An 18,770-nucleotide genomic window follows, 5' to 3' on the forward strand; every position below is an offset into this window, starting at 1 on the left:
GACATGAGGGAGAACGGATGCAGTCGGAGGCGACGACGCGGTGCCAGCAGATGGTGCATGCCATAGTTGCTGTGATGGCCACGCTTCTGATAGCGATGAGCCCGGTTTTCGGCCAGGAGGGGAACGCACAGCCGCCGCAAACGGCTTCGGGCGGAGAGACGACCGCAGAGCCGCAACCGTCGCAGGCGGTTCAAACGGGAGCGGCGCCAACCGTCGAGGGCCAACCGTCGCAAGCCGCGCCTCTCACAGCCGAAGCGAAGCTTGAAGAGCAAGCGCCACAAGCCGCGCAGGCCGAAGCGGGAGCAACCGTGGAGGCGCCGCCGCCTCTCGCATCTTCCCAATCCGAGCCATTGCCACCTCCGGCGAGCGAGAAGGCGATCGGCAGGCAGCTTCCGCACGAGTTGTCGCCGCTGGGAATGTTCCATGCCGCCGACATGGTCGTGAAGACGGTGATGATTGCGCTGCTGCTTGCCTCGTTTCTCACATGGACGGTTTTCTTCGCGAAAACGGCGGAGCTTTGGACGGCGCGTCGACGCCTGAGAGGAACAATCGCTGTTCTCGAAGATGCGCGAAGCCTCAGCGGGGCATTGGATGCGGTAGCGGAAACGAAAGGCCCGGGCGCGGTCATTGTCGCCGAGGCAGCCCGAGAGGTTCAGCGCTCCACGACGCTAGGAGAGCCCGACAAGGACGGCGTCAAGGAGCGGGTCGCATCCCGCTTGTCCCGCGCGGAGGCACGCGCGAGCCGGCGTGTCATGTCCGGCATCGGCATCGTGGCCACCATCGGCTCGGTTGCACCGTTCGTGGGACTGTTCGGCACCGTCTGGGGCATCATGAACGCCTTCATCGGCATCTCGAAAGCGCAAACCACCAACCTGGCCGTGGTCGCTCCCGGCATCGCGGAAGCGCTGCTCGCAACCGCGCTCGGCCTCGTTGCCGCGATCCCCGCCGTGGTCGTCTACAACGCTTTCGCGCGGCAGATCACCGACTACCGCCAGCTTCTCGCCGACGCATCGGCAGCGGTCGAAAGGCTGGTGAGCTTCGATCTCGATGCGAGATGCGTGGCCAGACCTCGCGTCAAGGCGGCGGCGGAGTAGCGCCATGGCCGGAAGTTTGAAGCGGGAGCCGAGCGACGGCATAGAGGAAAACCACGAGATAAACGTCACGCCGCTGATCGACGTGATGCTGGTGCTGCTGATCATCTTCATGGTCGCCGCGCCGCTCTCCACGGTAGATGTGCCGGTCGATCTCCCGGTGTCGAATGCGCAACCGAAGCCAAGGCCGTCCGAACCGCTTTTCGTTACGGTGAAGGCAGACCTCTCCCTCTCCATCGGCAACGATCCCGTCCGGCGTGAGGCGATCAAGGCCGCGCTTGACGCCAAGACGAAGGGCGACACCGAACAACGCGTTTTCGTGCGCGCAGACAAGAGCGTGGACTACGGCTCCCTCATGGAAGCGATGAACCTGCTTCGGAACGCCGGCTATCTGAAAATCGGGCTCGTCGGACTCGAGGCCGCGCCGCAGGCGAGCGCGCAGGCGGTGGAAACGGGTGGCGCGAAGCCATGACCTCAGTAGATTGGGCGTTGGACTACGCGACTGGCAACATGGACGAGCGTCGGACCGACGCCATGCGCTGGGCGGCCGCCGCTGCGGCTGCCGCGACGCTCTATGCCTGCGCGGCTTTAGTCATCCTCTGGCAGCGTGAGGAAGCGGCGCCTGCATCGAGCGATTCCGCTGGCGCGGTCATGGTCGAACTCGCGCCGATCGTGGCCGCCCCTGAGACGCCGGTGCGTGACGTCGCTACAGGTGCGGAATCGGAAGCTTCGCCCGAACAGGAGATCAGTGAGCCAAAGCCGGAAGAAGAGCCGGTGCTGCAAGAGACCAGGCTTCCCGAGTTCGAGAAGGCCGTGGCCGTTCTCGAACGGGCGCGGCAGGAGCCGCAACCAGAAAAGCCGGTCGAAAAGCAGATTGAAAAGAAAGCGGAAGAGCAGAAGCCGCATCGGGTGAAATCGACCGCTCGCGCCGCAGCCGCGCCGCGCCCGGACAAGACGAGGCATGCCCCTGTAAACGCGGCGCCGTCCGCAGGCGTCTCCTCCTCGGCGTCCGCCGCCTCATGGCGAAGCGCGGTTGTCGGTCATCTGAACCGCCACAAGCGTCATCCGGGCGGCGCATCGAACGGCACGGCCTCGGTCGCTTTCGCCATAGACAGGCAAGGCCGTGTTCTGTGGGCGCGCCTCATCCGTTCGTCCGGCAGTTCCCAGCTTGACGCTGAGGCCGTCTCTCTTGCGAAGCGCGCCTCTCCCGTGCCCGCGCCGCCGGCGGAAATGGCGCGCGGGTCGATCACCCTCTCGGTTCCGCTCCGCTTCACGCGCTGACCGGTTTGAGGATCCGGCTGGATGTCGTTCGCGTCACGACATCGGCATGAGGTGCCATGAGCGCATTGAAAGCCCGCCTCGATGACAGGAGCGAGGCGGGCTTTGTCTTGTCAGAACTTCCAGACGACCGTGCCGCGCACGCCATTGTCGTCGGAGCGGTCGCCGAACTGCCCGACATAGGACACGCCCACCGTTACATTCGATGACACGGCCGTGCCAAGACCGGCCTCTACGAAGGCGACATCCCGCGAAATCGGGCTTCCCGCCACCGTGAACGCATCGCCGCCCGAAAACGCGAAGGTGCTCGTCGGCGTGACGTCGCCGAAGGCGTGCCGCCAGCCGAAGGAGCCTTTTGCCGTGAGGCCGATGCCGCCGAGGGTGAAGTCGCGGGAGAGATGCACGCCGAGGGTCGAGTAGCCCACGCCGGTATCGCCGGAGCGCGCCGCAAGCGCCGCCGCGCCGCCGCTTTCGTTGAAGGCGTCGGAATGCACGTTCACGAAGGCAAGCCCCGCGAACGGCTCGACGACGACCGCGCCCGCTGGCGTGGCGATGGCCCCGAGACGATAGCCGACCTCGCCGAACACCTGCCCCGTGACCGCCTGATAATCTGACTTCAAGCGATCACTGTAGCCGGTGAACGCAACGCCGCGCGACAGCGAGATGTCGGAGATCGTGAAGGAGCCGCCGACGCGAAGCGCAACCGGTCCCCATGCGCCGCCGCCATAGAGGCCGAAATGGTAATTCTCGCTCGATCCGCTGGATGCGACGCCTGATGCTTTATAGGTTGAATGGCTGTAGCCGGACAGGAAGCCCGCGCGGATGCCGCTGCCGACGAGGCCGTCGAGGCCAGCGAAGAAGCCGCCCGTTGTGTGATCGAGGGCGTGTGCATTGCCGTTGCCGTCGATGCCGCCCCACGATCCGAACCCGCGTCCCCAGGCCGAGAGGCCAGCCGCGCAGGGTGCGGCGGGCTCGTCCTTGGCGGAAACGGGCTGCCACTCGGTGCTGCACTGGTCGTCGTCGCGCAGACGGTCGAGCGCGGCGCTGCGCGCAAAGCGGCTGTCGTCCACGAGCGCGGCCTTGGCCGATGCATGCGCTTCGCCCGAGAGCTGGTTGAAGGCGACGCGCGCCGTTTCGTAGCTCGTCAAATACCCGACCGCATCGCGCAGCGTGTTGCCTTCGGAAAGGCTTTGCAGCCCGTTCGCGGCCGCCGTCTCGTTGCGGGTTGTGGCCGCCGCCGAGAAGGCCGAGGTCTGCGTCACGGCGAGCCTGACGGCGTTTCCAGGGTATTTGGCGACGAGGTCGTAAAAGGCCGAAAGCGTGGTGTCGCCCGTAAGCGTGTATTCGCCGGAAACGCCGCCAGCGGCGGTAAGCACTGTATAGGTGGAGCCGATGGTATAGCGGCCGCTCACGGTTTTCGACACATTCAGGATCGCGCCGTCCACGCTTGCGGCCCCCGTGATATTAATCGCGTCGGACGCGGTCGAACCGGGCGTGACCTGCACGGCGTAGGTGGAGCCGCTCGCTTGCGTAAAGTTTCCGCCAACCGTCAGCGTGCCGATGCCGTCACCGACCTTGAGCACTGCCGTGGAGGCAACCGTCACATTGCCGGAGAAGCTCAGGCCGCTCGTCAACGTCCACGCACCGCCGTAGATGTTCAGGCTCTCGAAATTGGTGGCGTTGGAGAGGGAACCTGCGCCAGTACCCTTGAGATTGAGGGTGTCCGCGCCCGCGCCGCCGTCGATCTGGCCGTTGACGGTTGCGCCTGTATAAAGGTTCAGCGTGTCGTTGCCGCTGCCGAGCTGAATCGCCCCGTTGATGGTGGACCCGGCGAGAAGCGTCACCGTGTTGTTGCCGCCGTCGATCCGGATCGCCGCCGTGCCGCCCGTGATCGTGCCGCTGTTCGTGATCGTGTTGTCGTAAGTGCTCCCGGCGATCCAGATGCCGTAGCCGGTCGTGCCGGTGATGGTGCCGTCATTGGTGATGGACACCGCCGCCACACCCGGACCACCCGCGCCGTCGTCGATCAGGATGCCGTTGGTCGCACCGGAGATGGTTGCGCCCGTGTGGTTGATGAGGGTGCCGCCGCCTGCCGCAATGCCTTCCGAGCCGTTTGGATTGCCGCCGCTGTCCACGCCGCCTGCGCCCGTGCCCTGAATGATTCCCCAGTTTTCTATGTAAGCCACACCGTCGATATCGACGCCGTCGCCATCGCCGTTGTTGACTGTCGCGCCCGTACCCGTCTGGTCATAGGCGTTGCCGGCGCCTGCGTATGCTCCCGTGATCGTGCCCCAGTTGTAGACTCTGCCCGTTCCGTCCGAACCGACGCCCGAGCCGTTATTTCCGGTGATCGTGCCTCCCGCATAGTTGTAGACGGTGACGTCGGTATCGGCGGTGATACCGTGACGGGGGCCGCTGATCGTGCCGTAGTTATTAACGGTCACCCCGGTATTTCCGCCGATGTCGATGGCGTCGGAGGCACTCTTCGCGCTCGCGCATGCCGTTGCGCCGAGATAGTCGGGACACTTCGTATTGTAGGGACTGGTCGAGATGATCGTCCCGGTATTGGTGATCGTCATGTTCGAGCCCGGACGCAGCGCATCGTCGTAGGCCGCGCTGAGAGTGCCGGAATTCGTGATCGTTCCGCCGGTTGCATCGCGTGCGTCGATGGCTTGACCGGAGCTGCCCGTGGCCGAAATGGTGCCCGCGTTCGTGATCGTGAGGGCGCTGACGTTGCTCCCGACCTTGATGGCGTCGTCGCCGGAAGCGGTTATCGTGGCCCCGGCGTTATTGGTGATGGTAAGGCTTCCAGACGCATCGCTGCCTTTGATGGCGCGCTTGCCGTTCGCCGTATCGGATATGGTGCCGGAATTGGTGATCGTGACGTTCGAGCCCGAAGCCGTGACCGCGTCACCGCTGGTGACGGCCACCGAGCCCAGGCTTGTGACGGTCAGGCTGCTGCCAGCGGTGGACAGCGTCTGGCAACCGCTTGCCGTGTTGATGCTCCCGCCGCTACCGCACGCCGCCTCTGCCGCATTCGATACCAGAACCAGACTCACAGCCGCGAATGCGGCGCAAGAGCCGGAAAACATTATCTTGCCCATTTGCTCAACTAATTCTTTGATTGCCCACCCGAATTTTCGGACCTTATGAGCGCTCTTTGAAGCTTGCGTGACACGCTTGGCCTGAGCCTTGGAGGGCGGTCGCGGTGATGCAATTGGGCTACTCATCGCTCTCGTGGAGCGAACGCCGTCTTTCTGAATTGGACAAAAGCGAGAGGAGAAGCGGGCCGCCTCGCGCGCCGTTGCTCCGAGACGACAGACAAGCCAAAACACGGAGCGCGCTTTCGATTTGAATCGAAAGCGCGCTCCGTGGACTCTTTAGTCCTGCCTGCCACCGAGGGTCTTCTTGGCGCAGAAACAAGATCTGCTTTCTGCGCCGACGCGCATCAATGCAGCGCGGAGTCTTTTGCCCGTTCCGCGACATCGGGCGAGGCGGGTGGCTCGCTCCTTGAGGAACGGCGTTCCTCCGCGATCCTGAAAAATGCGACCGCGTCGACAAGTTCGTGGGCCTGCTCCTCCAGACTTCTCGCCGACGCCGTCGCTTCTTCTACAAGCGCGGCATTTTGCTGTGTGATTCGGTCGATCTGGGTGATTGCCACATTCACTTGCTGCACGCTCTCGCTCTGCTCCTTGCTGGCCATCGCGATACCGCCGATGATCGAATTGACGCGCTGCACCTGGCCGACAATCTCATCCATCGCCCTGCCGGCGTTTTCCACGAGTTTGGCCCCTTCGTCGACCTTCCCGACAGAGTTCGCAATGACAGCCTTGATATCCTTGGCGGCTTCAGACACGCGCTGGGCAAGACTGCGCACTTCCGAAGCCACCACGGCGAAACCTCGGCCCTGCTCGCCTGCACGCGCAGCCTCGACCGCCGCATTCAACGCCAGAAGGTTCGTCTGGAAAGCGATGGCATCGATGATGGTGGTGATGTCCGCGATCTCACGATTGCTTGCGGTGATGTCATTCATGGTCGCCACGACCTGGGACACCAGTTGTCCACCTTGAAGTGCGCATTTGGATGCCTCGGCGGCGATTTTATTGGCTTCCTGCGCGTTGTTGGCGTTTTGCTTCACCGTGGAGGCGATTCCCTCGATGCTGCTCGCTGTTTCCTCAAGGTTTGACGCCTGATTTTCCGTGCGTCTCGAAAGATCATCGTTCGCAGTCGCGATCTCGCTCGCGGCGTTCTGGATCGTGCCGGACGCAGCTCGGATCTGCGCGATGATAACGCGCAACTGATCGACCGTCCTGTTCGAGTTGTCTTTCAAATCGGCAAACACGCCCTCGAAATGACTATCGATCTTCTGCGTGAGGTCGCCGGCCGCCAGAGCTTTCAAAAGGCGGTCGATGTCATTGAGAGCACGCTCGCTCGTGCCGAGGATCGCATTGAGACCTTGTGACATTTCGAGGAGGAAACCGGACTTCCCGGCTTCTGCCGCGCGTTTCGTATAGTCGCCCGCGGCGGCGGCATCGACAAGAGCCGCTATCTCTCTCTCAGCGATCAGTTGGTCGGTTATATCGTTCCATTGCGCGGCCGTCCCGAGCCGTTCGCCGTGCTCGTCGAGGACCGGACTGATGACAACATCGAAGTTTCGCCCGCCGAACACTCTGCGCAGCGCGGTCTCTTGCTGCGAATATGCCGAGGTCCACGCGGTGTCATTTTTGCCGAATATCTCAACGCTCCCCACGACCTTGCCCGCATCGAAGCCGGGATATTGCCGCTGGAGGGCCGCTTCGTGCCTTTTGAGCATCGCCGCGAAGGCCTTGTTCACGTAAATGACCCGGCCTTCGATATCGGCGATGCGAACGGGGACGCCAACATTGTCGAGCGCAGCCTTGACGCGCGCATTGTAGCGCGCGGCGCTGGCACCGGCTTCAAGCACGTCGCGAACTTTATCGATAGCGTCGGTAATGGCCTTTCGCTCACCCGGCTGGGGCGGGATGTGCTTCGAGAAATCGCCGTCGGCGTATTCCTCGACGAGTTTGGCGATGCTCATCGTCAGATCGATCTGCCCACGCACCATCTCGTTTACATTCTGGGCGATCTCGCCATAGGTTCCCGCAAATTCATGCGCGCGAAGGCGCACGGAAATACGCCCTTCCGAATTATGGGCGTGCGCCATGTCGATCTGCGCGGCGGAGAATTTTTGCAACGTCGTCATCACGCTGTTGACGGCATCGCTGACCTTCCGCAGCTCATCCTTCGAGTGACTTTCGACAGGCTCGGCAAGGTCGCCATGAGCGAGCCTGTTCGCGCCGTTTTCGATCGCTTTCAATGAACGAAGAACGGACAGAAGCGTGCCGATAAAAATATAGAGAACAATGAAAAGCGCGGCACCACTCACGAGGAATACAAACTGCATGTTTCGTTCGGCTTTACTGCCGCGGCTTGCCAGGATGCCGTCGAGCGTATCGAGCGAAAAATCCATGAGCGCGTAAAGCTTTTCGATGGCGTTGGATGAGCGCTTGGCGAATTCATCTCGTTCGGTGCTGAAGTCACCGCGCAAGAGAGCGCCTACCTCTCTTTTAAGGAAATAAGCCGTTGCAACTCTTGCCTGGTCGCTCCGGGCTTTTATTGTTTCCGCAATGCCTGGATTGGCCGCGATGGCCTTATCGAGATTTTGCCTCGACGCTTCGAAATCGCGGCTTACGATTTCCGACAGCACGCTCAGCCGGACACGCTCCGATGCTGAGCTATCCTTCCTCGAAAGCACGGCTTCGCCTTCATATTCAAGACGGATCACATTGCTGGTGAGCGCCGGAATGCCTGAGGTGGTCGTCAAGATGAGATAGTAAGCATCCGCTTCCGGGTCCAACGTCAACTTGCTGTCGTCGGCGATAAAGGCAATGAAATCATGGATCTTATTCGTGAAATCGATGAGACTTCCGCTGCCGCTATCTATAATCGTTAAAGTGGACGCATTCTTCACTGTCTTCCAGTTCTGCTTCAGGATAGACAAAGTTTCCTTCGTCCTTTGAAATGACTGGATGGTGGCGAGCTTGCACGTCAAAAGTTCCAGCATTTCATCGACGGTTTCCCGGGATTTTGCCTCTTTCTTTTTGGCCTCCTCCTGACCGCCGAGGGCGAGAGGGTTGGCGATACCGTAGTCCTGCGCCGCCTGTAGCAAGCGCCTTGCCGGCACGATCAGTTCAAGTCCGATCTGCTCTTGCTTGTTGAACTGCAGATCTCTGTCGAGTTCGTTATACAGTTCAAATGAGAGTGTCGCCAAAGGCACGACAAACAGAAGCCCTGCGAGTCCCAACTTCGATCCAAAATGAAGTCTGCTCATGATCGCCATAGCTGGCGCGAAAAGTACGTTCAACATCCCCCGACTCCAACCAACAACCATACTTTAGCTTAGGTTGTACGCGATGAGGGTTGGCGGTGCGTTGCCACAACCGCTAAAACTGTGACGAACGAAGCGGTTGACGGCCGGAGACATACCAGACGAGCGGCACGCGCATGCCCCCCGCCGCCTGTGCCGGACGAAGGCGACGAAACGCCTCGGCGTTCCAGTCGCGTAGGTTCAGCGCCTCTGACGAAACCGCGTTCGCTTGCCTCGCGATCCGGGCGAGGCTCAAGCCTCAGTAGACGATCACCGAGCGGATGCTCTCGCCCTTGTGCATCAGATCGAATGCGTCGTTGATCTTCTCCAGCGGCATCCTGTGCGTGATCATCGGATCGATCTCGATCTTCTTTTCCATGTACCAGTCTACGATTTTCGGCACGTCGGTGCGGCCGCGCGCGCCGCCGAACGCCGAACCCTTCCACACTCGGCCCGTGACGAGCTGGAAGGGCCGCGTGGAGATTTCCTTGCCCGCTTCCGCCACGCCGATGATGATGCTGGTGCCCCAGCCGCGATGGCAGCATTCGAGCGCCTGCCGCATCACGGTGGTATTGCCGGTACAGTCGAAGCTGTAATCCGCGCCGCCGCCCGTGAGATTCACGAGATGAGCCACCACGTCGCCCACATCCTTCGGGTTGACGAAATGCGTCATGCCGAAGCGGCGGCCCCATTCCTCCTTGGACGGATTGATATCGACGCCCACGATCTTGTCCGCGCCCACCATGCGCAGGCCCTGGATCACGTTTAGGCCAATGCCGCCGAGGCCGAATACAACGCAATTCGCGCCAGGCTCCACCTTCGCGGAGAAGATCACCGAGCCGACGCCCGTCGTGACGCCGCAGCCGATGTAGCATGAGGTGTCGAACGGCGCGTCCTCGCGGATCTTGGCCACCGCGATTTCCGGCAGCACCGCGAAGTTCGAGAACGTCGAACATCCCATGTAGTGAAAAATCGTCCGCCCCTTGTAGGAGAAGCGGCTCGTGCCGTCCGGCATCAGGCCCTTGCCCTGTGTGGCGCGGATATGCGTGCAGAGATTCGTCTTGCGGCTGAGGCAGGATTTGCACTGGCGGCATTCCGGCGTGTAGAGCGGGATGACGTGATCGCCGGGCTTCACGCTGGTAACGCCCGCGCCGACCTCGCGCACCACGCCCGCCCCCTCATGGCCGAGGATCGACGGAAAGATGCCCTCGCTGTCGAAGCCATCCAGCGTGTAGGCATCGGTATGGCAGACGCCCGTCGCCATGATCTCGACCAGAACTTCGCCCGCCTTCGGGCCTTCGAGGTCCACATCCACGATTTCGAGCGGCTTCTTCGGCTCGAATGCCACTGCTGCGCGTGTTTTCAATCCCGTATCCTCCTAAAGCCAATTCCCGGCCGCCCTGTTCTTGTAAAATTTATCTCGCAACGTCCGGCGCAGCCCGCCGTCGCCCAACATTCACATGATGTGAGGCGACGCCTGCCATCAAAATCGGATACATCTCGAATGTCGCAAGGGCAATGAAAGCCGCCGTGAAGGGAGCGCCGCTCCAACGGCAATAGCCACGCAGGGGCGCGAGACGCCGGGCGTTCGCCTGGCGAGCGCATCGTCAACGGCCTTTACACCCGCATCGGCGGCTCGCCGGCCTTTCAGGCCAGACGAGCGCGCGAATTGCTTCAGTTCATGCGGCTATGAACCGAAATGAACGGGAACCGCGCTAATACGTCACGACGATGCGCGTATAGTCGCTGTCGCTGACGAGGCCGAAAAGCTCACGCGCGTCCTCGGGATGCAGCCGGATGCAGCCATGCGAGACCGGGCGTCCGAGATTGCCGATGTCGTAGGAGCCGTGGATCGCGTAGCCGCCATGGAAAAAGATCGAGTAGGGCATCGGCGAATTGTTGTACTTGCTCGACCGATGGAACACGGCGAGCCGCTGCGGGCTATAGACGCCGTTCGGGGTGTTGTAGCCTCCGCGCGCGGTCGAGACTGGCCATGAGTAGTAATGTTCGCCGTCGACATAGACATACATCATCTGACGCGATTTGCTGATGCGGACTTCCACATCGGCCTGCGCAACAGAAAAGGATACGCTGCAAGCGACAACGCTCGCAACGGCGACGGAAACCTTGCCCATCGGGGTGCCCCACAACCGGATACTGTGCCCTAGAAGCAGCGAAAGCCGCTTCGACTTACATTGAAGCGAAAGGCTCTTCGCCCTCGCTCGACAACAGCCACGGACGCACGCTCAGCCGGAACGCGCACCACGGCTTAATGCCAGAGTTTACGCTTCGCTTGTTAAAGGAATATTGAGGCCGGAAGTTCCCACGCCGCGAAGATTGATCATCACGATTTCCGGCGGCACGAGGAAGCGCACCGGCATATGGGACAGGCCGAGACCGCTCGATACGACCAGATGCCTCCCGGCCTCCTCGATATGACCATAAGCCAGATCCGCATTGTCTCCGCTGTATTGCGGCGGGAGTCCGGGGCGGCCGACGAACGGGATATAAACCTGTCCACCATGCGTGTGCCCGGCGAGCGTCAGCGCGACCCGCTTCGGGGCCACGCGGAAAATGTCGGGTTCGTGGCACAGCATGATGAGCGGGTCGTCGCCGGTCACGGCATCGAGCGTGCCTTCGAGATCCCGAATCCCCGCTGTCGGCGACACGATCTGATCGACGACCCCGGCAATCCAGAACGGGGTGCCACGATGCGACAGCTTCACGGCCCGGTTTTCGAGGAGGTCGAACCCCGCCTTTTCAAAGGCGCGCCGGATCGACGGCGCTTCGCCAGAGAGCCAGTCATGATTGCCGAGCACCGCATGCACCCCGAGCGGCGCCGAAAGCTCTGCAAGCGCCGCAACCCATTCCCTGACCGGAACCGACCGCGATACGAAGCGGGGGCGCAGCGCGTTCACGTAATCGCCGAGCAACACGATCATGTCCGGCTTCAGCGCACCAAGCCGCGCCGCGATGTCGCCGATGCGCCGCGCGGGCATCCACGGTTCAACCGCATGGATGTCGGTCATGACGCCGATGCGAAGCGGAGGCGCCGGAGCGGGCCAGGACGGGTGCTCGATATCCCAGTCGGTCACGGCCAGCCGATAACGCGGCTCCATGGCGACCGCGTTCGTCGCACCGAGGAGGCCCGTGCCGACGGTCCCGGCGGCAAGGGTGAGAAGGCGGCGGCGTGTGATCATGCGCCGATCATACAGCCGGTTTTTTACCTATTCGTGGCGCGGCGAGGCCAATTCTCTGTTATCGGCGATGATTTCCGCGAACAGATTGGCGTCCACATTGCCGCCCGACAGCACGATGGCAACGGTCCGGCCCTCCACATCGAGAGCGCCGGACAGAATCGCGGCGAGAGCCACCGCCCCGCCCGGTTCGAGCACGAGTTTCAGGTCGCGCCAGGCATAAGCCACGGCCTGCCGCACGTCCCCATCGCTGACGACGAGGCCGCCGGAGAGCCGATCCTTGTTCAGCGCGAATGTAAGTTCGCCGGGCTCGGGCATGAGCAGCGCATCGCAGATGGATTTCGCGCCGGGCTCGTTTCGCACGCGCCTGCCGGCTGCGAGCGAACGCGCCAGATCGTCGAAGCCTCTGGGTTCGACGGAATAGATTTCCGCATCGGGAACGCGATCCTTCACGGCGAGCGCCACGCCCGCGACAAGGCCGCCACCGCTCGCGGGAGCGAGGACCGCGTCGAGTTTCGCACCCGCCGCTTCTGCCTGCCGCGCAAGCTCCAGTCCCACGGTGCCCTGCCCCGCGATCACGTAAGGATCGTTGAAAGGCGCGATGAAATCCGCGTCGAGCTTCTGGCAAAGGTCGCGGGCGATCGCCTCGCGGTCTTCAGTCTCGCGGTCGTAAAAGACGATGTCAGCCCCGCTTGCGCTCGTGCGCGCGATCTTGATCTGCGGCGCATCGGACGGCATCACGATGGCGGCGTCGATTTCGCAGAGCCGGGCGGCTTCGGCCACGCCTTGCGCGTGATTGCCCGACGAGCAGGCCACCACGCCGCCGGGGAATGCCTGTCTGTCGACACGGGATACGCGGTTATAGGCGCCGCGAAACTTGAAACTCCCGGTGCGCTGAAGGGCTTCCACCTTGCAGAGGATGCGCCCGCCGAGTTTTTCGTTCAGCGTGCCGAACTCAAGAAGCGGCGTTTCGACGGCGTGAGGCCGGATGCGTTTGTCGGCGTCAACAATGTCTTCAATCGTCGGCGTCTGCATGAAAGCGTCCCGCGTGTCGTTTGTCCCAGAGCATTTTCCAGCGAAGTGAACCGGTTCGCGTGAACAAGACGCGTCAAAACCAGAGGACCAGGGACAACTCCTTCGAGTCTCGTGGAGCTTTGATTTCGACACCGGAAACCAGCGTGCGGCAGGTCAGCCCCGAATGTCAATTCACGCCGTCAAGCGGGCGTCCATTGGCAGGCATTTTCTACTCGCGCAGTTTCGCCGAAGCGGGGAGCGCCCTAGCGGATAATGGCTTGGTGCCCTGAACGATTGATCACGACGGGGCCGAGAGATCCAAGGTCGAACATCGCTTTTTGAATGCGCCCCACGGACAGGTCGGGCTTCAGTCGCATTCAAAGTCGGGACCGAAATCGGCAACGTACGCGCCACAAAGTGAGGCCGATTTCAAATCCACCGCTCCGGTTTACCCATCGCGGCGGTCGGACGAGTCGCTGTTGGCCTCGACGATGATGTCGCGAAAGCGGCGGGCGCACGCGGCCCAGCTGAAGCGTTCGGCATAGGCGCGGCAGGCGCTTCGGTCGAGCTTGAGCGCACCCAGCGCTGCTTCGCGCAGATCGTCGCCGATGATGCCGACCCGACCGTTTTCAACAACGTCCTTCGGCCCGGTGACGTTGAACGCCGCAGTCGGAACGCCGCACGCCATCGCTTCGAGCAGCACGTTGCCAAAGGTGTCGGTGAGGCTCGGGAAAACGAACGCGTCGGCGCTGGCGTAGTGCTCGGCAAGGTCGTCGCCGAACTTGGCACCCGTGAACACCGCGTCGGGATAACGATTGCGCAGTTCTTCGAGCTGCGGGCCTTTACCGACGATGACTTTCGTGCCCGGCAGGTCAAGATCGAGAAAGGCGTCGAGGTTCTTTTCGACCGCCACGCGGCCGGCATAAAGGAAGATCGGTCGCGGCAGATCGGGGAAGCGGTCTACCGAGCGCGGCCGGAAAAGGTCGAGATCCACCCCGCGCGACCAGAGATGCACGCGCCGGATGCCGTGGTCCGCCAGTTCCTGACACAGCGACAGCGAAGCCGCCATCACCCCCACGCCCGAATTATGGAACCAGCGCTCGAAGCCGTAGCCCCACGATACCGGCACGGGCGCGCGGGCCGCGACATATTCCGGAAAGCGTGTGTGATAGCTCGTCGTGAACGGGCGCCCCGCCTTGAGGCAATAGGCTCGCGCGGCCAGCCCGATCGGTCCTTCGGTCGCGATATGGATGAAGTCGGGGCGGGCATAGTCCACGCGCTCGGCGACATCGCTCGGCCGGATCAGCGCGAGGCGGATTTCGTCATAGGTCGGCAGCGGGAGCGTTCGGAAGCCTTCCGGTGTGAGAAACGACAGGTCGAAGCCTTCGGCGGCGGCTTCCCGTTCCAGATTGAGGTAGGTGTTCACGACGCCGTTGATCTGAGGCTTCCAGGCGTCTGTCGCGAGCAGGATGCGCATCACGATGTCACGGGCGCGACCGGCGTCTTTGTCGGTTTCGACTGGAGAGCGCGGAGTTGATCCGTCCAGCGGACGATTTCGAGCCGGCCGTCGAAATGCTCCACGACGGCGGTTCCGCTGTCCACCCAGTCGCCGGTATTGACATATTGAACGCCGTCGATGATGCGCACGCAAGCATGGTGGATATGACCGCAGATCACGCCGGTAGCGCCGACGCGGCGCGCTTCGGCCGTGAGCAGGCCCTCGAACTTGCTGCCGTTGAAAATGCGTTTCGCGCGGTATTTGAGCCAGGCCGACAGCGACCAGTAGGACATGCCCATCGCGCGGCGCACGACGTTGACGCCGACGTTCACCGCCGACGCAACGTCGTAGGCGATGTCGCCCAGCACGGCGAGCCATCGCGCCTTGTTCACGACGTCGTCAAACTCGTCGCCGTGGACGACGAGGAAGCGGCGGCCATCCGCCGTGTCGTGGATCGCGCGCAGGCGCACCTCAAGTGTCCCGAGCGTCGTGCCCGCGAGAATGCGCAATTCTTCGTCGTGATTGCCGGGGATGTAAACGAGGCGCGTCCCGGCCTGTGCCTTCGCCAGAAACTGCTGGATGACCTCGGTTTGCGAGGCGCGCCAACTCGGTCCCCGCCGAAGCCGCCAGAAATCGATCACATCCCCTACGAGGAAGATCACGGCGGCGTCGTGGGACTTCAAGAAACTCAATAAGTCCTCGGAACGGCATGCTCGCGCGGCGAGGTGCATGTCCGAGAGAAAGATGGCGCGGTATCTCACGCTCGTCTTATATCGCGTCAAAACGCATCGATCCACCCCGTAGAGGAAATACGATTATTTTAAGTGCGTTACCGGGAGGTGAAAGCTATCCCCGGCGAAGCCCACGATTAAAAAAATGCATCCTGACGAGATTCTCGCCCATTCGAGGCAGGCCCCGCGGCCCTGCTGGGCGGCATCATGGAGCGAAGGCCGGACCGCGTCGCGATCGCGCGAGGGTCGGCTGGGGAGAGCAAAAAAACTGGCTGCCGACTTCGATCCCCGGAGGAGGGGACCGGCGGCAAAATGGCCCTTTCCAAGTTCAAGCAAGAGCCCCCGGCGAATGGCACCGCGTCCCGCGCCGGAACCGATTAAAGGGAAGCGTGAGGCGCGGGGAATTGCCGCATCGTTCCGCGCGACGAACCGAGAGCCGTGAACGGCCAAATGCAAAAAAGGGCCAGCTTGCGCTGACCCCCTTCGTAGCGTTCCGTCCCGCTTACTTGTAGGGTTCGAGAGCGGGGACCGGATCGCTCCATCTGTATTTCAGGCCGACAGAGACGAGGTCGACGGCGACATCTGTGGTGCCGGCGAGTACCGTCGTACCGCCACTGCCGCAATGGGAAGACGTGCCACCCGACGCGATGCAGTAGGACCCTTCGTCGAAGAAAAGGTGCGAATAAGCCAGATCGACAGTGATCTTGTCGGAGTACTTATAGCTCGCGCCGACGCTTACGCCGATGCGGTCCGAATCCGGGATCAGGATGTTGCGGGTCTTGTCGTCGATCGGCGAAACTTCATAGCTCGCGCCGGTGCGCAGCGTGAGCGTCGGGCTGTAGAGATATTCGAAGCCGATCGCGTATTTCCAGCCGTCGCGGTAGTTCAGGTTCAGCGTTTCGCAGACGCCGTTCGTGCAGGCACCGCTAACAGCCTTCACATTGCCGATTCCGCTCCAGCCTTGCCATTCCACGGTGCCCAGAACGGCGAGGCGTTCCGTCAGCTTCTGCCTGAGCGAGATCGAAAGTTCGTCGGGAAGCGAAAGCTCGCCGGTTGCGGTCGTGCGAACGCGAGAGGCGCTTGTGACGAGACCAACGCCCGGCACGACAACCGTCGCGGCATCCCGCTTGTAAGATCCTTCAAGATCCAGATCGACGCGAGAGCGATAGCCGACGCCGATTGTAGTGCCCTCTCTTGGCTCCCAGAGCAGACCCGCCGTAGCGCCGACGCCCCAGTCGTCCGCCGAGTAGCTGCGCCACGAGGTTCCGGTGCCGGGGCCGAATCCGTCACGCGTGAGGCGGATCTTGAAATATTCCACCTGTGCGCCGACGCCGACCGTCAGTGTCGGAGTGATCTTGTATGCCAGGGTCGGATTGAGGTTCAGCGAGAAGATCTTCGAGGTGTCGGCAACTGCGTTCCCTGACCAAATGCGGTCGGGCTTGGTGATGAAGCCGAACGGAGCATTCATCGCGAGACCGGCCCACAGCCGATCATTGACCTGATAGGTCGCATAGGACGCCGGGATGAACGCATCCGTTCCGTTGTTGGCGCTTTTCGGCAGCGGAAGGCCCGTCAAAGCCCCTCCCGTCGCCGTGAGGTCTGCATCGCCGAAAGCGATCGTTCCGTTGCTCGATGTGTTGAAGCCGGGAAGCGTCGCCGTCGCGGCCGAGTTCCAGAACATCGAGCTGATGTCACCGCCCGCCGCTGTACCGGCAAAGGACATGCCCTGGAAATAGGCGGACTGCTCGCGCACGCCGAACGAACCGGCGTTCGCTTCGTGCGTCAGCGCGGCCCCAGCCAATAGCGCGGCCGCGCCGACGCACGCCAGCCGCACGAATTTCGATGTGCCCATAGTCCCCTCCCAAGCGAGCCCGGCGCATGCCCCGCGCCTTTAATTTTTCCTCGTGAGGGAACTTAATCATTAAATTCTCTGCTCTGGCAATGGGCTGAAAGGTCGAAAGAGGAAGCCGAATCAGCCTTCGGCGCGAAGGGGAAATGCCCCTAAATTTGGTGCGCCGCATGGAAATAAATAAAATAAAAACAATGACATCGCGGAACGACGACGGATTTGTCGCGATTGCGGCGCCCCTTCAAAACTGACGAATTCATCAGTTTCGACGGGGCATTTGTTCGGTGTTTTGCCCAATCACTGTTGCATGGCTGTCACGCAATTTTCGACCGGTCTGAACGCGATTATCGCAAAATCGTTACTTGTAGGGCTCAAGCTCCACGACCGGCGCCAGACTGTATTTGAAGCCGACCGAAAACACGTCCGCGGAATTGTCCGAGCTGCCCCGCACAAGAACCGGCTGCGCGCTGCTGACGCAATGGGAGGTTCCTCCTGTGATCTGGTCGCCGATGCAGAAAGGCGCGTCGTCAAAAAAGGCGTGGGCGTAGGCTGCGTCCAGCCGGATGCTCTGCGACCAGTTATAGGAACCACCGAGCGAGACGAGCACGGTGTTCGAATCCGGCAACCCCGGATTGCGGTTATAATCCGTCACGGGCGACGAATCGTAGGCGACACCGGTGCGGAACGTGATGTCGGGGCTGTACTGATATTCCGCGCCGATGGCGAAATACCAGGAGTCGCGCAAGTTGAGGTTGATGACCGCTTCCGTGCCGGCGCCGGAGGCCACAACGAGATTGTTGATGCGGCCCCAGTTTTCCCACTGAACGGTGCCGAGCAGCGCAATGCCCGGCAGAACGGTGTGCCGCAAGCTCCAGGTGACCTGCTCCGGCAGGGTCTGGTCGAGGGTGGCGCGCGTATAGACGCCCGGGCCGCGATAGCTTCCGTCGAGTTCGACGCCCACAGCCGAGCGATAGCCGATGCCGACGCTCGTACCCGGCGCGACCTCCCAGAGCAGCCCTGCCGTCGCGCCGACGCCCCAGTCGCTCCCCCGGAACGCCGTGCCCTCGATGACACCGATCGGTCCGGAGTTCAGCCGCGTCTGATAATAAAGGGCCTGCACGCCGACGCCGACGGACAGGTTCGGCGTGATCTTGTAGGCAAGCGTCGGATTGACATCGACCGAAAAAATGCGCTGCGTGGAAGCAGCAGGCGAGCCGGCCCAATAATTGTCGGGCTTCGTCACGAGGCCGAAGGGCGCGTACATCGCAAGCCCGGCATAGAGTTGATCGTTGATCTGGTAGGTGTAGACCGACGCAGCAGCGGCGCGCGTCGTCCCGGAGTCCGTGGTTGTGCGCAACCCGCTCTCGACAAACGCGCCGCCATAAGCCGTTTCGTCAAGCGAGGTCGTGATCACCGTATAGGACGACGATGAATTCAGGCCGGGCGCCACGGTGGTGGCGGCGGAGTTCCAGATCACGGAACTGATATCTGCACCCGCAGCCGCTCCCGCATTGGAGGCTCCGAGGAAATAGGTGGATTGCGGCCTCAAGCCGAAAGCATCGGCCGCTTCCGCGGCATCGCCTCCGGCCATGCCTAAAATCAGGATGCTGCCCGCTGTGAGGCAGTGCTTCAAATGGTGGCCGCCTGTCATGGTTCCCCCGTTTTCAGGACGAGCGCGCACGGTGAATCGTCCATCAAGGAACCCGTAACTGTCTCAACTTGTC

General features: G+C 62.2%; 13 protein-coding genes. 3 read left to right on the forward strand and 10 right to left on the reverse strand.

Annotation, left to right across the window (positions count from 1 at the left end; translation table 11 throughout):
* Nucleotides 1-17 precede the first annotated feature (17 nt).
* Genes exbB through EK416_RS08305 form a run of 3 tightly spaced genes read left to right on the forward strand, consistent with a single transcriptional unit; the run spans nt 18 to nt 2,372 of the window.
* Nucleotides 18-1,094: a tonB-system energizer ExbB gene (exbB, locus tag EK416_RS08295; RefSeq protein WP_245433992.1), complete on the forward strand. Its 1,077-nt coding sequence runs from the start codon at nt 18-20 to the stop codon at nt 1,092-1,094.
* Between the two features lie 4 nt (nt 1,095-1,098).
* Nucleotides 1,099-1,563, forward strand: coding sequence for a TonB system transport protein ExbD (gene exbD / locus EK416_RS08300; protein WP_127077035.1), 465 nt, complete (start codon nt 1,099-1,101; stop codon nt 1,561-1,563).
* Complete coding sequence (locus tag EK416_RS08305; RefSeq protein WP_127077036.1) at nt 1,560-2,372, forward strand: energy transducer TonB family protein; 813 nt, start codon at nt 1,560-1,562, stop codon at nt 2,370-2,372. Before exbD ends, EK416_RS08305 begins: the two co-directional genes overlap by 4 nt.
* A gap of 110 nt (nt 2,373-2,482) precedes the next feature.
* Here the strand turns inward: EK416_RS08305 and EK416_RS08310 are convergent, their stop codons facing one another.
* The 10 genes from EK416_RS08310 to EK416_RS08355 all read right to left on the reverse strand — a co-directional run bounded on the left by EK416_RS08310 (nt 2,483) and on the right by EK416_RS08355 (nt 18,697).
* The gene (locus EK416_RS08310) at nt 2,483-5,473 is read right to left on the reverse strand and encodes an autotransporter outer membrane beta-barrel domain-containing protein (protein WP_164729924.1); all 2,991 of its coding nucleotides are present in this window, start codon (nt 5,471-5,473) and stop codon (nt 2,483-2,485) included.
* A gap of 344 nt (nt 5,474-5,817) precedes the next feature.
* Nucleotides 5,818-8,721, reverse strand: a complete 2,904-nt coding sequence (locus EK416_RS08315) for a methyl-accepting chemotaxis protein (protein WP_164729925.1) — start codon at nt 8,719-8,721, stop codon at nt 5,818-5,820.
* Nucleotides 8,722-9,016: 295 nt separating this feature from the next.
* Nucleotides 9,017-10,123 (reverse strand): S-(hydroxymethyl)glutathione dehydrogenase/class III alcohol dehydrogenase, encoded by a 1,107-nt coding sequence (locus EK416_RS08320; RefSeq protein WP_127077039.1) that lies wholly within the window; start codon nt 10,121-10,123, stop codon nt 9,017-9,019.
* A gap of 349 nt (nt 10,124-10,472) precedes the next feature.
* The gene (locus EK416_RS08325; protein WP_127077040.1) at nt 10,473-10,892 is read right to left on the reverse strand and encodes a L,D-transpeptidase; all 420 of its coding nucleotides are present in this window, start codon (nt 10,890-10,892) and stop codon (nt 10,473-10,475) included.
* Nucleotides 10,893-11,039: 147 nt separating this feature from the next.
* Entirely contained in the window at nt 11,040-11,957 is a 918-nt protein-coding gene (locus tag EK416_RS08330; RefSeq protein WP_127077041.1) for a metallophosphoesterase, read from the reverse strand.
* A 27-nt stretch (nt 11,958-11,984) separates the two neighbouring features.
* Nucleotides 11,985-12,989 carry a threonine ammonia-lyase gene (locus tag EK416_RS08335; RefSeq protein WP_127077042.1) on the reverse strand — a complete coding sequence of 335 codons (1,005 nt, stop codon included), beginning with the start codon at nt 12,987-12,989 and terminating at the stop codon, nt 11,985-11,987.
* 427 nt (nt 12,990-13,416) lie between these two features.
* The gene (locus tag EK416_RS08340; RefSeq protein ID WP_127077043.1) at nt 13,417-14,445 is read right to left on the reverse strand and encodes a glycosyltransferase family 4 protein; all 1,029 of its coding nucleotides are present in this window, start codon (nt 14,443-14,445) and stop codon (nt 13,417-13,419) included.
* Nucleotides 14,445-15,158 carry a UDP-2,3-diacylglucosamine diphosphatase gene (locus EK416_RS08345; RefSeq protein WP_245433993.1) on the reverse strand — a complete coding sequence of 238 codons (714 nt, stop codon included), beginning with the start codon at nt 15,156-15,158 and terminating at the stop codon, nt 14,445-14,447. The genes EK416_RS08340 and EK416_RS08345 overlap by 1 nt, the downstream gene beginning before the upstream one ends.
* A 541-nt stretch (nt 15,159-15,699) precedes the next feature.
* Nucleotides 15,700-17,049: an OmpP1/FadL family transporter gene (locus EK416_RS08350; protein WP_127077045.1), complete on the reverse strand. Its 1,350-nt coding sequence runs from the start codon at nt 17,047-17,049 to the stop codon at nt 15,700-15,702.
* A gap of 355 nt (nt 17,050-17,404) precedes the next feature.
* The gene (locus EK416_RS08355; protein ID WP_127077046.1) at nt 17,405-18,697 is read right to left on the reverse strand and encodes an OmpP1/FadL family transporter; all 1,293 of its coding nucleotides are present in this window, start codon (nt 18,695-18,697) and stop codon (nt 17,405-17,407) included.
* Nucleotides 18,698-18,770 lie beyond the last annotated feature (73 nt).

This window comes from Rhodomicrobium lacus, assembly GCF_003992725.1.
Taxonomy (GTDB): domain Bacteria; phylum Pseudomonadota; class Alphaproteobacteria; order Rhizobiales; family Rhodomicrobiaceae; genus Rhodomicrobium; species Rhodomicrobium lacus.